General features: G+C 61.3%; 14 protein-coding genes. 9 read left to right on the forward strand and 5 right to left on the reverse strand.

Translation table 11 applies throughout. From position 1 onward, the window contains the following. Window positions 1-274: 274 nt before the first annotated feature. From choV to NKJ09_RS14865, 4 genes are all read right to left on the reverse strand, one after another. A complete protein-coding gene (choV, locus tag NKJ09_RS14850; RefSeq protein WP_023719229.1) occupies window positions 275-1456 on the reverse strand; it encodes a choline ABC transporter ATP-binding protein in 1182 nt (393 codons plus the stop codon). After that, window positions 1453-2307 (reverse strand): choline ABC transporter permease subunit, encoded by an 855-nt coding sequence (gene choW / locus NKJ09_RS14855; protein WP_352494787.1) that lies wholly within the window; start codon window positions 2305-2307, stop codon window positions 1453-1455. Before choW ends, choV begins: the two co-directional genes overlap by 4 nt. A gap of 117 nt (window positions 2308-2424) precedes the next feature. After that, complete coding sequence (locus NKJ09_RS14860; protein ID WP_023719231.1) at window positions 2425-3360, reverse strand: choline ABC transporter substrate-binding protein; 936 nt, start codon at window positions 3358-3360, stop codon at window positions 2425-2427. 15 nt (window positions 3361-3375) lie between these two features. Then, window positions 3376-3504 (reverse strand): hypothetical protein, encoded by a 129-nt coding sequence (locus NKJ09_RS14865; protein WP_280940418.1) that lies wholly within the window; start codon window positions 3502-3504, stop codon window positions 3376-3378. Window positions 3505-3597: 93 nt separating this feature from the next. On the opposite strand from NKJ09_RS14865, the gene NKJ09_RS14870 reads away from it, so the two are divergent. The 9 genes from NKJ09_RS14870 to NKJ09_RS14910 all read left to right on the forward strand — a co-directional run bounded on the left by NKJ09_RS14870 (window position 3598) and on the right by NKJ09_RS14910 (window position 14227). After that, on the forward strand, window positions 3598-4209 hold the full coding sequence (locus tag NKJ09_RS14870) for a thymidine kinase (RefSeq protein WP_023719232.1): 612 nt from the start codon (window positions 3598-3600) through the stop codon (window positions 4207-4209). A 120-nt stretch (window positions 4210-4329) separates the two neighbouring features. Next, window positions 4330-4719, forward strand: a complete 390-nt coding sequence (locus NKJ09_RS14875; protein ID WP_023719233.1) for a c-type cytochrome — start codon at window positions 4330-4332, stop codon at window positions 4717-4719. 212 nt (window positions 4720-4931) lie between these two features. Next, complete coding sequence (locus tag NKJ09_RS14880) at window positions 4932-6020, forward strand: hypothetical protein (RefSeq protein ID WP_352494786.1); 1089 nt, start codon at window positions 4932-4934, stop codon at window positions 6018-6020. 35 nt (window positions 6021-6055) lie between these two features. Continuing rightward, entirely contained in the window at window positions 6056-7201 is a 1146-nt protein-coding gene (locus NKJ09_RS14885; RefSeq protein WP_023719235.1) for a hypothetical protein, read from the forward strand. Between the two features lie 24 nt (window positions 7202-7225). Next, the gene (locus NKJ09_RS14890; protein WP_352494785.1) at window positions 7226-9136 is read left to right on the forward strand and encodes an AAA family ATPase; all 1911 of its coding nucleotides are present in this window, start codon (window positions 7226-7228) and stop codon (window positions 9134-9136) included. A gap of 137 nt (window positions 9137-9273) precedes the next feature. Beyond that, window positions 9274-9690, forward strand: a complete 417-nt coding sequence (locus tag NKJ09_RS14895; RefSeq protein WP_084642682.1) for an endonuclease domain-containing protein — start codon at window positions 9274-9276, stop codon at window positions 9688-9690. Between the two features lie 109 nt (window positions 9691-9799). Continuing rightward, window positions 9800-11104 (forward strand): DUF6638 family protein, encoded by a 1305-nt coding sequence (locus NKJ09_RS14900; RefSeq protein WP_352494784.1) that lies wholly within the window; start codon window positions 9800-9802, stop codon window positions 11102-11104. A gap of 15 nt (window positions 11105-11119) precedes the next feature. Then, on the forward strand, window positions 11120-12244 hold the full coding sequence (locus NKJ09_RS14905; protein ID WP_023719239.1) for a DUF2333 family protein: 1125 nt from the start codon (window positions 11120-11122) through the stop codon (window positions 12242-12244). Between the two features lie 303 nt (window positions 12245-12547). Then, window positions 12548-14227: a formate--tetrahydrofolate ligase gene (locus NKJ09_RS14910; RefSeq protein WP_352494783.1), complete on the forward strand. Its 1680-nt coding sequence runs from the start codon at window positions 12548-12550 to the stop codon at window positions 14225-14227. Window positions 14228-14298: 71 nt separating this feature from the next. Here NKJ09_RS14910 and NKJ09_RS14915 read toward each other — a convergent pair whose 3' ends face one another. Continuing rightward, the gene (locus tag NKJ09_RS14915; RefSeq protein WP_352482061.1) at window positions 14299-14946 is read right to left on the reverse strand and encodes a cysteine hydrolase family protein; all 648 of its coding nucleotides are present in this window, start codon (window positions 14944-14946) and stop codon (window positions 14299-14301) included. Between the last annotated feature and the right edge of the window lie 103 nt (window positions 14947-15049).

The raw sequence follows: 15049 nt of genomic DNA on the forward strand, positions 1-15049 counted from the left end.
CAAGGCAGGAAATGGCAGTCGCTCCTTCGCTCAACTGCCTCTCCAAAGAATCCTTTCTCAGCCTAAACTCAACCCCAAAATCGCCATATGCGATTCCCCTGCCCACAGGTGGGAGATTGGCTGTCGTCGCCGATTTCGCCAACTACAAACGTTGGAGTGTGAGAGCCGTCTGCGAAACCGCCGATCTCCCCCAAGTGGGGGAGATGTCCGGCAGGACAGAGGGGGGCGCGACAGAACTCGGCGTTGGTCTTGGTTCTCTCCCCAAGGAGAAAAACTACCGCCGCAACACCGCGCTCAGCACATCCCTGACGCCGATGGCGCCGACGAAGCGCGATTGGTCGTCGAATAGCGCCACGGGTGCTGTCTGTGAGCGATGCATGGCCAGCATCACCGTCTTCAGCGAGGTGCCGGGATTGGCCCAGAACACCTGCGCCGTCTCCTCCGGCTGAGCCTCGACGTCGGCGCAGGAGACCCACACCGCCGGCTTGCCGTCGCGCTCGGCCGCCGCCACCAGCCCATGCTCGTCGATCTTGAAGCGCGTCGTCTTGCGGCGGTCGAGCCACACCCAGCCGTTTTCGCCATGTTCGAGGTCGCGGCGGTCGCGCATGACGTTCCAGGCGGTCAGCACCGAGAGCGGGTTCACATTGGCGATGAAGTCGCGGACATAGTCGTTGGCAGGCCGCAGCACGATGTCTTCCGGCGCGCCGGTCTGCACGATGCGCCCGCCCTCCATGATGGTGATGTGGGTGCCGATCTTCAGCGCCTCCTCGAGGTCGTGGCTGACGAAGATGATGGTCTTCTTCAGTTCGGCCTGAAGCTGCAGCAGCTCGTCCTGCAGCTTGGTCCGGATCAGCGGATCGAGCGCCGAGAACGGCTCGTCCATCAGCAGGATCGGCGCCTCGGTGGCGAAGGCGCGCGCCAGGCCGACGCGCTGCTGCATGCCGCCGGAAAGCTCATGCGCGTATTTCTTCGACCACTGGTCGAGATGAACCAGCTTCAGCTGTTTGCTCACCCGCTCCTTGCGCTCGGCTTCCGGTACGCCGGCGAGCTCGAGGCCAAGGCCGACATTTTCCTCCACTGTGCGCCAAGGCAGCAGGCCGAACTGCTGGAACACCATTGCCACCTGCTTTTGCCGCAACCGCCGAAGCGTCGCCTCGTCGCAGGTGACGACGTCGACCGTACCATCGCCGTCCTTGACCAGCACCTGGCCGCGCGAGACGACGTTCAGCCGGTTGACGGCCCTGAGCAGCGTCGACTTGCCGGAGCCGGACAGGCCCATCAGCACCGAAATCTCACCCTCGTGCACGGTGAGGCTGGCACCGGCACAGCCCAGCACGTTACCGGTCTGTTCGAGGATCTCGGCACGGGTGGCGCCGCTGTCGATCAGCGCCAGCGAACCGGCCTGGTCGGCGCCAAAGACGATGTCGACATTCCTGAAATCGACGGCGACGGTCATTTCTTGCCTCCCACGCCGATGCGCGTCATTCGATCAAGCACGATGGCGAGCACGACGATGGCCAGACCTGCCTCAAGCCCGAGGTCGATCCGGCGCGACCCGAGCGCCCGGTTGATCTCTGTGCCGAGGCCGCCGGCGCCGATCAGGGCGGCGAACACCACCATCGACAGCGACAACATGATCGATTGGGTCAGCCCAGCCATGATGGTCGGCAGTGCCGAAGGCAGCTCGACCTTCCACAGCAGCTGGCGCTTGGTGGCGCCGAACGCTTCGCCCGCCTCGACGATCGATTTCGGCACCGAGGTGACGCCGAGATGGGTGAGCCGAACCGAGGTCGGGATGACGAAGATGATGGTGACGATCAGGCCGGGCGCGTTGCCGAGGCCGAACAGGGTCAGCACCGGGATCAGGTAGACGAAGGTCGGCAGCGTCTGCATCAGGTCGAGCACCGGCAGCATGACGCGATAGATCTTCGGCTTGTGCGCGGCCCAGATGCCGAGCGGCACGCCAATGGCCATCGAGACGGCGGCGGCGGCAACGACCAGCACCAGCGTCTCCACTGTCTGCCTCCACAGGTTCTGGTTGAGGATGAACAGCAACCCGATGAACACCGCCAAAGCAAGGCCTTTCGAACGCTGCAGGAAATAGGCGAGCAAAGCGATCAGGGCGATCAGCAGAACCGGCGGCAGCAACAGCAACCCGTCGACGATGCCATCGAGCAGGAAGTTGAGGCTGTTGGAGAAAGCCCTGAAGACGGTGTCGAAATTGTCGGTGAGAAAGCCGAAAAACGCCTTCCCCCACGCGCCAATGGGGATCTTGTAGCTGACCAGGAATTTGGAGATCGGATCCATCTAGCCCCTCTTCTGCCGGCGCCGTCCTTTGCCGGACGGTCATCTTGTCACAGGATATGAAAAAGGGCAGCCATTTCTACCGTGGCTGCCCCTCGTCTTGTCGTGCAAGCGGTCAGGTCAGCTTCCGAGCGCTGTTTTCACCGCTGCCGCCGCGTCGCCGCCGTCGAAGGTGGTGACGCCGGCGATCCAGGGAGCAACCGCGTCCGGGTGCTTCTTCAGCCAGTCGGTCGCGACCGTATTGGCGTCGCCACCCTTCAGGATCGCGTCCATCATCTCGCCTTCCATGTCCAGGTTGAACTTCAGGTTGGTGATGAACTTGCCGGCATTCGGGCACTCGGTCGTATAGCCCTTGCGCACGATCGTATGCACGGTGGCGGCGCCGAAGCCAGTGTCGCCCATGCCGTCGAGATAGGTGATCTTCATGGCGCCCATCACCGGATGCGGCGTCCAGCCGAGGAAAGCGATCCATTCATTGTTTTTGATCGACTGCTCGGCCTGGGTGAGCATGCCGGCTTCGGAGGATTCGACCAGCTCGAAGCCTTCGAGATTGTCGGCCGGGTTCTTGATCATGTCGAGGATGATGCGGTTGCCGTCATTGCCGGCCTCGATGCCGTAGATCTTGCCGTCGAACTTGTCCTTGAACTTGCCGAGATCTGTCAGCGTTTTGACGCCGGCGTCGGCGACATAGGTCGGCACGACGATGCCGTAGCCGGCACCGCTCAAATTCTCGCTCACGGTCTCGATCGAGCCTTCTGCGGTGTAGTCCTTGATGTCGTTGGTCATCGACGGCATCCAGTTGCCGAGGAAGACATCGAGGTCCTTGTTCTTCAGCGACGCCATCGTCACCGGCACCGAAAGCTGGATTACCTGCGGCTCGTAGCCGAGCGCGGTGAGCAGCACCGAGGCTATGCCGGTTGTCGCCTGGATGTCGGTCCAGCCGACATCGGACATGCGCACCGTCTTGCAGCTTTCCGGATCGCCGGCGAAGGCCGCAGTCGTGGATAGAAAAGCCGCCAGGCCGAGACCGGCGACGAATGAATTCATGCGCGACATCAAAATTCTCCCATTTCAGTTCTCGGTGAAGCGAAGTGGCGGTTTTATCTCCACCTTTGTTCCGTCAGCCAAACACCATTCTGCTGCGGTTTCAAGCACTAAGGCAACCACGATCAACGGCGCAGGCTGGTCGATCAACGACACGCCCGCCGCTTTCCGGATGGAAGTCGTCTTTTCCCGGTGGAATGTAGGCGCTCCCCCTCCCCGCTTTGTTGCAACTCGGCTTAAAAGGACGGCATGGCCAAGCTGTACTTCCACTATGCAACGATGAATGCCGGCAAGACGACGATGTTGTTGCAGGCCTCGTATAATTACCGCGAGCGCGGCATGACGACGATGCTGTTCATCGCCGGCCACTATCGCAAGGGCGATACCGGGCTGATCTCGTCGCGTATCGGCCTGGAGACGGAAGCCGAGATGTTCCGCGACGGCGACGACCTATTCGCCCGGGTCGCCGAGCATCATGACCACGCCACGGTCCATTGTGTCTTTATCGATGAGGCGCAGTTCCTCGAAGAGGAGCAGGTCTGGCAACTCGCCCGCATCGCCGACCGGCTGAACATCCCGGTCATGTGCTACGGCCTGCGCACCGATTTCCAAGGCAAGCTGTTTTCCGGCTCGCGCGCCCTGCTGGCGATCGCCGACGACCTGCGCGAGGTGCGCACCATCTGCCGCTGCGGCCGCAAGGCGACGATGGTGGTGCGCCTCGGCGCCGACGGCAAGGTGGCCAAACAGGGCGAACAAGTGGCGATCGGCAAGGACGTCTATGTCTCGCTCTGCCGCCGCCATTGGGAAGAGGAAATGGGCCGCGCCGCCCCAGACGATTTCATCGGCTTCACCAAAGCCTAAACCAGCGCTATTGCTTTCATCCGACCTCCCGGCTGACATTCGTTCCGCAATCGCGCCATTGCGGCCTTTGTTGAGCGTGCTGCCTATTTTGATCCACTGCCAGAGCCGTCGGGAGTTCCCATGCTTCGAGTAATTTCGTCTGCAACTGCTTTCCTCATTGCCGGCATCGTTGCCGCGCATGCCGACGGCGATGCTGCTCTCGGCAAGAAGGTCTTCAACAGATGCATGGTCTGTCACGAGGCAACGAGCGACCGCGACAAGGTCGGCCCGCATCTGCTTGGTGTCGTCGGCCGCACCGCCGGCACCGCGGACAGTTATCTCAGCCGTTACTCGCAGGCGATGAAGGATGCCGGCGCCGCCGGTTTGGTCTGGGACGAAGCAAACCTTGCCGAATACCTGCGCGCGCCCCGGCAGAAGGTCCCCGGCAACAAAATGGCCTTCTCCGGCCTGACCAGCGACGAGGACATCGCCAACGTCATCGCCTACCTCAAAGCCGATCCCAAGCCTTGAGCGTCGCTCCCGAGCAAAAATCCAGCCGAGGTCGAAGCGGTGCCTGACCGGCCGGCAGTTACAGCGTAATCATGGCTTGATTATCCTGCAGTCGCCTCCTGAAATTCTTTGTTTTCCTGTAATCCCATGTCTTCCGTCTTTCATTCGCCAAACCCGGCACATATATTCGCGGCGGTTTGCGAAACGAAACCGATGCCGAAGCGGAGGCCCCAATGGCGACATTGCAGAATTTCGATGCCGAGATTGCCAAGACCAAGCAGGTCGTGCAGGACATGCGCACCAAGATTGAGCAGTCCGGTGCCGTGCTCGACACGCTCGCCACCGCCGACAAGAAGATCGGCGATGCCAATTTCGACATCGAGAATGCCCGCATCGAGGATGTGCTGAAGCAGCAGAAGGTGATGGAAGGCAATATCGCCGACCTGATCATCGGCCTCGAGGACGCTACCAACGTCTTCGGCGCCGAATTCGAGAGCATGAAGAACTACACCGGCTGGGAAAGTTTCGTCGGCGTCTTCTCCAGCCAGCGCAAGCAGCGCATGCGCACCGACCGCGTCCGCAACATGTCGCTGGCCGGCAATTTGCAGGAACTGCTGGCGAAGTCCGACACCATCGTCGGCATCCTCAAGGCGCAGAAGCAGGTTCTCGACACGCGCTACAAAACCTCCGAGGCCAGCCTGTCGCAGGTGATCGAGCGCCGCAAGACCACGATGTCCAATCTCGAGACCGTGCAGAAGCGCATCGAGGAGCTCAACCCGATGCTGCTCGACATCGAGAACAAGATCGCCGCCTCGACCAGCCAGAAGGGGCGCACGCAGCTTGAAGGCGAGCGTTCGAAACTGGCCACGGAATACAACGAGAAGCAGGCCAAGGAGCAAGAATTGCTGGCCGAAAGCCAGACGCTGGAGCGCTACACCTCGATGTTCCAGACCTTCGTCGATTCGCTCAACAACCAGATCGCGGCGCAATCGACGCTGATCAACAAGCTGACCATCGATACCGAGCAGCGCATCGTGCTGTACAAGGCGCTGGAAGATTCGCTGAAGACCGCCGCCCAACAGGATGTCGCCCACAAGATCAACACGCTGGGCAGCCAGGTCGACAACACCGCCGAAGAGACCATGGCCGGCATTGGTGCTGCCTCGCAGAAGCACATTGGCGATCTGCTTGAAATGCACGAGAAGAACATGGTCGCCACCGCCGACATCCAGCGCCGCAAGAAGCTCGCCGACGATGCCTTCGCCCGCCGCTTCGACGACGTGATGAAGAAGCACAATTCGGCAAATTACGTGCAGTCGTAATTGCTGCACGTGCACTGCTCCCAAGGGCTGGCAGCATGACCCCCGAAAACGAAGCGGCGGCGCGCTATTTCTCGGCGATCGCGGCGGCACTTGGCGGCCTCGAAGTGTTCATGCGCGACGATCGCTCGCCGCTCTACCGGCACGGCATCGTCGCCAAGATCGTCGCCGAATATATTGCGCGGCTCGACAAGTCGTTCTCATGCTGGCGCAACCGGCTGGGCTTCACCGAGACGTTCCGCATCTCGCGCGCCGAAAGCGGTTTTCCGGTCTTTCAGAACCTGCTCGAGCTGGAAAACGACCGCCTCCAGGCCGATGCGCGCCTCGCCAACCTCCCGCTGGCCGGCGAGCTGCGCGAGGAAATGGCGGACTTCATCCTGCGCCACAAGGAATTTCCCGAAGCGCTGCAGAAATCGATGGCCGAGCGGCTCTACCTCGAAGACGTCAAGAGCGAGACCACCTTTGGCCCGTTCACGCTGGCCCAGACGGCCAAGGTTTCGGTCAATCCGAAGACGTTGCGGCCCTATTATCTGGTCCACTGGGCCTGCTTCGATGGCAGCGCCAACCTGCCGCTGGTCTATATGGTGACGGTCGAGGATTCCTCGGATGACATGATCCGGCAACTGGTCGACTCCGGCGGCAAGCTTAATGAGAGGGTCGACATTCCGCTGCCGGTCGACGGCCTGCTCAATCCCGAGCTCGCCCACCGTTTCGACGATTTCACCGAGAAGAATTCCGCCTACACGCTGTCGCCGGCGACCATCGCGGTCAACCTCGACAAGGATTTCGAACCGCTGCATCCCAAGCAGCTGCGTCGCGTCGTGCTCGGCCCGTTCTATTCTGCAGGGATTACCGACAACAATTCGACGGTAAGCGAAGTGCTGGCCAAGGTGCGCAAGCCGGAAAACGCCTGGCTGCTGACCTGGACCATCCAGGAGGTCTTTTCCAAGGCCGAGAAGCCAGGCCGCAAGGGGCTGTTCTCGAGCGAAAAGACGACGCAGGAATTCTTCATCAATACCGACGATCTCGAGGCCGCGCGCCAGGGCGTGTCGAGCTATGAGAACCATGCGCTGATCCCGCACGAGGCCTATCAGGCGCTCTATGCCGCCGGCGAGGCGCAGAAGATCTTTTCGGGCTACAAGGTCCACATCCTGTCCAAAGGGCAGGTCATCAGCGACGTCTGACCGTCAAATCGCGGAGCATCTTCCATGGACACCGGCCTGACCACCATCCCGGAAGCGGCAATTGAAAAGCACCGCGCCACTGCGCAAAGTTTCATCACCCGCATCGTCGTGCTGGAAGACCCATCGCGCGAGTCCGGCACAGCGCTTGCCGGCACCAACCGCCGCTTCGTCTCGACCGTCTCGGTCGGCTCGGTTCGCCGCACGCGCGAGGTCGAGCTCGCCAAAACCGTCGCCGCCGTCCATCCCGACGACCAATTGCTGACCATACCGCAGCACATGCTGTTGTTTCGCGCTCGGCGCGGGGCGGCAATGGCGCTAGCCATATCGGATGTCTTCGCCGAAGGCTCGGACCTCGAAAGCCTGCAGGCGAAAAACGCCCGCGCGCCGCTCGAAGGCGACGAAGCTGCCACCTTCAAGAAGCTGCTGTCGGCCTCTGCCTACATCTCCGCCTTCAGCCTCGCCTCCTATTTGTTCCAGCTGATCGACAGCGACGGCGAGGCGCCGAACGACACGCCCGAGCCGGACTTTCTGTTCGACACCCCGCAGGATGCGGTGAAGTCGATCGTGGCCGGGCTCGACAGGGCGATAGCAGGTTCGAAGGACGACGCCGACCTGATGACCCGCGCCCGCGCCTTTGCCCGCGTAGCCATCGACGGGCTGTTGGCGCGAAAGGGCCGCTTCGACGGCATCGGCCCGTTCGAGAACGCCCATATCCGCATCGACGTCGACGATTTTACCCTCGATGGTTTCGACGTCGCCCCTGGCAAGCGGGCAAAACCGCTGGTGATGACCTTCAAGAAACCGGAAGAGGTCGTCGGCAACCACATCGCCAAGTACCAGTCGGTAAAGCTCGCCAAGATGCTGATGGCGTACGACTTCGAGCGCGAGCTGAACCCATTCGTCGAGCTTGGCGGCTTCCTGTTCACGTTTATCGGCGACGGCGCGCCCGGCACCGGCAAGACGACGCTGATCCAGATGATCGCCGGCCTTCTCAACGGCTACTGCCAAGTCGCCGGCTATCCCTTCGCCTACGAAAATTTCGGCGTCGACCAGATCTCCTCCTACCAGGGCAAGTCCGGCCAGAACTGCCGCCAGTTCATCAACAATGTGCTGAACCCGCGCGTCATCGGCTTCGGCACCATCGACGATATCGACCAGGTCGCCGCACGCCGCTCAGACGACCGCGCCTCGGCCGGCCAGCAGGAAATCACCGGTGTGCTGATGGACGCATTTGCCGGCGCGGCAACCGTGGTGCGCGGCAATTGCTCGTTCGGCATGTTTTCCAACTATCCCGAAAACGTTGACGACGCATTGCGCCAGCGCGCCGGCGCCCGCTGGCTGGTCGACGGCCCGCAGAGCCGCGACGACTACATCGACATCTTCGTCCTGCTCGCCGGCAAGAACCACAAGATCCCGCTCGGCGACCACAAGCTCTATGCCGCTCAGGAAATCCAGCGCGCGGTGATGGAGGCTTACGAGGAGCATGAGAAGCCGCAGGAAGACGGGCTGATGAAGGTCTATGAGCGCTACATGAAGGACAACGGCGCGCCGAAGTCGATGGCCGATATCGGCACCTATCTGCACTTGATCAAGGATGCCGAGCCGCGTTTCACCGGACGCGCCATCAAGAACGTCACCGACGCGATCAAGATGCGCGCCATGGACATCGAATTGCCCGACGAGTGGTTCGAGAAGCCGGAAGCCTTCATGCACAAAAGCTACGACGACAAGAAGGCGATGATCGAGGAACTGCGAGGGCCGTTCTCGATGGACATGGTCATGCAGGAGATCAACCGCTATGCGGATTCCGAATTCCGCTATTCCGACAAGTCGGACGATGCGGCGGTGAGCAAGATGATCCGCGACACCCGTCTGCGGGAGCGTGCCGTCCGCGAGATCGAGGAGTTGAAGAAGAAGGGAATGTGGAATGCGTGATCTTCCTTCTCACCGGATAGCACTGTTTCCGGTGCGATGCATAAGCTCCCACAGCAACGCTGAAAGACGTGGCTCAAACGCTGACGCCCCCCTCTCCCCGTTCTTCACGGGGAGAGGGTAAGGGTGAGGGGCAGCGCATGCGTGGGCCAGAAATAGACACAACCAAGCGCGCAAGGCGCCTGCGTCAATCCGACAACGATGCAGAAACCGCGCTCTGGCTGGAGTTGCGCGACCGCAGACTGAACGGCCATAAATTCGTACGGCAGTTGCCGATAGGCTCTTACTTCGTCGATTTCGCCTGCAGAGACTGCCAGCTCGTCGTCGAAGTCGATGGCAGTCAGCATGTCGGCAGCCAATATGATCGAATCCGAGATCGCTTCATCGTCTCCGATGGCTGGTCTATCCTTCGCTTTTGGAACGTAGACGTATTGAAGGAGCGGGAAGCAGTCCTTGAAACAGTGGTGGCTGCGATCGAAGGGCGCCTCGAACGCCATATCGAAACGCGTGATCTTCGATTTGTCGCCGCCAAAGGCTATGGAGAGACATGTCCTTGACCGTTTGCGCTGCCCCTCACCCTTACCCTCTCCCCGTGAAGAACGGGGAGAGGGGGGCGTCAGCGTTGGAGCTCGGTCATCCAGCGCAAGATCCGTTGGGACTACGCGCATGAGTCCTGCCAAGAAACCCGACCTGCTACGCGACAACGAGCTGATCTACGGCCGGCTGCTGACGGTCGACGAGCCGCATCTGATCCAGCGCTACAACAAGGCGATGGTCGCCTTCGGGCTGAAGCCGACCAAGCTGAAAAGCTTCGAGATCGACCGTACCGGCTTTTCGCCGCAGGTCGCCGAGGAATGCGGCGACTACAGCTACCTCGATCCGAACGAGGTCAACCGCCGCTTCATCATCCTGACGCCGTCGCAGATCGACCTGCCGGTGGTGCACACGGCTTTCTCCAACACCTCGCTGCTGATGTACGAGTTCATGTCGAAGAACCAGCGCGCCATCGATGCGCTGACAATCAAGGACGTCATCTACGGCGAGATCGAGGATTCAGTCCCCAAGGTCGACGACATCGAGGATCTGCTGTCGATCAACCAGGTCGAGTTCAAGGTGCTGTCGGCCGAGGACGTGCTGGGCAAGGCCGCCGAGCTCGGCAAGCTGGTCGACCGGCTGAAGCAGGAACCGGATGCCTGGCGCGACAATGCCATGCTTGCACACATGGTCGAGCTGGCGAAGGTCTGCGGCGACATCCGCGAGAATGCGCTGGTGCCGGACCAGGTGATCTTCCGCCACAACGCCTATTGGACCAGCCATTTCGGCGGGCTCTATGTGTTCGTCGATCCCGACGTGACGACGGTGATCAGCGACCCGGCAGCGCCGGGTTTCCGCCGTTCGCGGCCGTGGCAGGTGAGCTACCTCTCGATCCACGACGCCGACAAGGTGTTCAAGTTCCTCGCTTCGACCGGCCGCATCGAGCTGCCGCGCGCCTCATGGATCGAAACCTCCGGCTATCTCGAGCATCGCGCCGAAATGGTGGTGCGCGCGCTGATCCGCGACGCCGAGCCCGACCGCAATCTGACCGACGTCGACAAGGTCTGGCTGCAGACCTGGATCCACGGCCATGCCGATCTGATCGCCAGGGATGGCAATTTTCCCTTCCTCAACGCCGCCAAGCGCGAGATCGCTCAGCTCGGCCATCTCAAGATAGAGGATGTGTTCCCGCAGCAGCGCTTCCTGGTGATCCGCGCCAAGCCGGACCATCAAGACGCCTGGCTGACCAACCAGCTGATCTCGGACTTCGTGCCGCAGGACTTCGTTTCGCGTTACGTCTTCAACAAGCCGGGCTTCTACAGGGATTATGACGGCTTCAGCGACGCTTGGCGATCGCATGTTGTGGACGTTCTGAAAACCACATATTTGAAGGACAAGGTGGCGTTTCGCACACGCCTCTACGGCTTGACTGACTGAGGGGGTGACATCGCCATGCTTGATCCGATCGTGAATTTCTTCACCCGGATTTTCCAGTGGATTGGCCGCGGCATCGGCTTGCTCATCGGCGCGATCCTGTGGCCGTTCCTGTGGGCGGGGCGCTGGTACACGCAACGCGGCTGGATCCTGAAGGCGGTGCTCGGCCTGGCTGTCGTCGTGCTGATCGGCCTCTACATTAATTTCTTCTACGCCACCCAGTGGTGGAACAATTTCGACCCGAATTACGTCGACAAATACACGTTCGAAAAGCGCAACAGCTCCGCCGGTGAACAGGTCTCTGCAGGCGCCGGCACCGACACGGCCAAGACCTGCGGAAATTCAGCCATTGCCCAGGTTGCGGCCGACCTGACCGACTTCAACGTCAACCAGAATGCCTGGGTGTCGTCGATGATCCTCTACAAGCTCGGCCTGTTCGGCATCGACTGGGACCACACGCCGTTCATGGACAACAAGGCTTCGTTCCAGCGCGGCATCAACCAGGCGGTGCGGCGCACGGCGACCGAGCTTGCCGACAATCTCGGCCGCGTCCGCACCACCTCGCAGATCGACGCCGACCTGCAGGACGCCCGCGGCAATCTGCAGTTCGATGAGGAAACCTGGTACTTCGGCTTGAACCCGTTTGGTCCCAAGACGCCGACCCCGAGCTATTATCGCGACGCGGTGCGCAAGCTGCGTTCCTTCAACGCCCGTCTGGCAGCCTGCCAGGCCACGTTCGATGCCCGCGCCGACAATCTCAAGCAGTATATCGACCGCATCTCGTCCGACATCGGCTCGACCTCGGCGATCCTCAAGGAGCGTGCCGAAAACCACAACAATGGCTGGTTCGACACCCGTGCCGACGACCGCTTCTGGTTCGCCTATGGCCAGCTTTATGCCTATTACGGGCTGATGAAGGGCGCGCAGGCCGACTTCGAGGACGTCATCAAGGAAAAGCACCTGCAGAACCTGTGGGATACGATGGACGCGCAATTCGTCTCGGCGCTGCGCATCCAGCCCTTCATCATCGCCAATGGCCGCGAGGACGGCTGGCTGTTGCCGACACATCTGACGACGATGGGGTTTTACATACTCAGGGTCCGCTCGAACATGGTCGAGATCAGCAACGTGCTGACGCAGTAGCGGATCGTTCCGCGCAGCCGGCGCTGGTGAATTTGCGCCGTTGCTTCTGTCGCTTTTCGCGTATTACGCGGCTGTTTTGAGACGGCGGAACCGCGCCTGCTCTGGCTTCTATACGGCGCGGCGACCGGCGCGAAAAAAGAACCTGTAGCAGGGCAGCCGACCGCAGAGGCACTTTCTTCGTAGGAAACATAGTTGCATGAAAGTTGACGCCGCGGCAGCGACAGGGGTAGAACATGCCCGCGCCTGCAGTGCCGGGCTTGCGACCACAGTAATCGAATCCGTTCAATTCAGAGGGAAGCCGTCATGGCCGAAGTGAAGTCCGACATCGAGATCGCGCGCGGCGCCAGGAAGAAGCAGATCCAGGAGATCGGCCAGAAGATCGGCATTCCGAGCGAACATCTTCTGCCCTACGGCCACGACAAGGCGAAGATCTCGGCCGAGTTCATCAAGTCGGTGAAGGGCAACAAGGACGGCAAGCTGATCCTCGTGACCGCCATCAACCCGACACCGGCCGGCGAAGGCAAGACGACGACGACGGTGGGCTTGGGCGATGGCCTCAACCGCATCGGCAAGAAGGCCATCGTCTGCATCCGCGAGGCTTCGCTCGGACCGAATTTCGGCGTCAAGGGCGGTGCCGCCGGCGGCGGCTATGCGCAGGTCGTGCCGATGGAGGACATGAACCTCCACTTCACCGGCGATTTCCATGCCATCACCACCGCCCATAACTTGCTGTCGGCGCTGATCGACAACCATATCTATTGGGGCAACGAGCTCGGCATCGACACCCGCCGTGTCGTCTGGCGCCGCGTCATGGACATGAACGACCGGTCGCTGCGCGAGATCATCTGTTCGCTCGGCGGCGTCGCCAACGGTTTCCCGCGCGAGGCCGGTTTCGACATCACAGTCGCCTCGGAAGTCATGGCCATCCTGTGCCTGTCGACCGACCTGAAGGACCTGGAAAAGCGCCTCGGCGACATCATCGTCGCCTATCGTCGCGACAAGTCGGCCGTCTATGCCCGCGACCTCAAGGCCGACGGCGCGATGGCCGTACTCTTGAAGGACGCCATGCAGCCCAATCTCGTGCAGACGCTGGAGAACAACCCGGCTTTCGTCCATGGCGGCCCCTTCGCCAACATCGCGCATGGCTGCAACTCCGTCGTTGCCACCACGACGGCGCTGAAGCTTGCCGATTACGTCGTCACCGAAGCCGGTTTCGGCGCCGATCTCGGTGCCGAAAAGTTCTTCGACATCAAATGCCGCAAGGCCGGCCTGAGGCCGGCAGCGGCGGTCATCGTCGCCACGGTTCGCGCCATGAAGATGAATGGCGGCGTCAAGAAGGAGGAACTCGGCAAGGAGAACGTCGAGGCGGTCAAGAAGGGATGTGCGAATCTCGGCCGCCACATCGAGAACATCCGCCAGTTCGGTGTGCCGGCCGTGGTCGCCATCAACCATTTCTACTCCGACACCGAGGCAGAGATCCAGGCGATGAAGGATTATGTCGCCTCGATGGGCGAAGAGGCGATCCTGTGCAAGCACTGGGCTCAGGGATCGGCCGGCATCGAGGAACTGGCCAAAAGAGTCGTGGCGTTGGCCGAATCCGGCGCGTCGCAATTTGCCCCGCTCTATCCCGACGCCATGCCGCTGTTCGAGAAGATCAACACCATCGTCCAGCGCATCTATCGCGGTTCCGAAGCGATCGCCGACAAATCGGTGCGCGACCAGCTCCACGCCTGGGAGCACGCCGGCTACGGTCATTTGCCGGTCTGCATGGCCAAGACGCAATATTCCTTCTCCACCGATCCGAATCTGCGCGGCGCGCCGACCGGCCACACCGTGCCGGTGCGCGAGGTCAGGCTGTCTGCCGGCGCCGGCTTCGTCGTCATCATCTGCGGCGAGGTGATGACCATGCCCGGTCTGCCCAAAGCGCCATCCTCGGAAAAGATCTTCCTGAACGAAATGGGCCAGATCGAGGGCCTGTTCTAAGGATATCAACGCTCGAACGGCAAAGGGCGCCGCAACGCTGCGGCGCCCCTCTGCCTGCTCGCAATAGTCTCCTACGCCGCGCTTCGCGCCAGCGCGCGCTGGTTGGAGGCATAGGGTGTGTCGTGCTGGGGTACCACGCCGGTCTTCAGGCAATCGATCCATTCGGCGGTTTTGAGAACGGCCGCGAAGCGCGACTGCAATACGATCGTCACGACGCGATGGATTTCCTCGCCCGAAGCGTAGCCGGCGCTGTTGGCGTAGGGCAACGACCCCGTCGCGTCCGACAGGAACTCGACCTCAAAACCCATATGCACGGCATGGATGACCGTGGACAGATCGCAATTATGCGTCATGTAGCCGATGACCGTGATCGTATCGATAGAGTTGGCGCGCAGCCACTCCTCTAAATCCGTGCCGGTGAAGGCGCTGGGCAAGTTCTTTTCGATGTAGTGGTCGCGGTTTCGCCTGGCGATTTCCGGGTGCAACTCGGCGCCATGGCTGCCCTTGGCGAAGACCGATGAGGTTTCCGGTGCCAACTGCTTGATGACCACCACCTTGACGCCTGCCTCGGTGGCCGCGTCCATCGCTCGCGCCACATTGACGACGCTCTCGCGGAACGGCGGATGCTGGATGGCGAGGTTGCCGCCGTCATAGTCGTTCTGAACATCGATGACGATGAGGGCGCGGCGTGGAGCTTTGCCTTTGGCTGGGTCCGACATGGGGTTTTCCTTTCCCGTTTGGCATTGATGGGTGGACGATAAGCGCGGCGCCGGATCGCAAAAAGTGTCCCGATTGACATTGTTCGAAAGAATTGGGACAATC

This window comes from Mesorhizobium sp. M0189, from assembly GCF_040322135.1.
Lineage (GTDB): Bacteria > Pseudomonadota > Alphaproteobacteria > Rhizobiales > Rhizobiaceae > Mesorhizobium.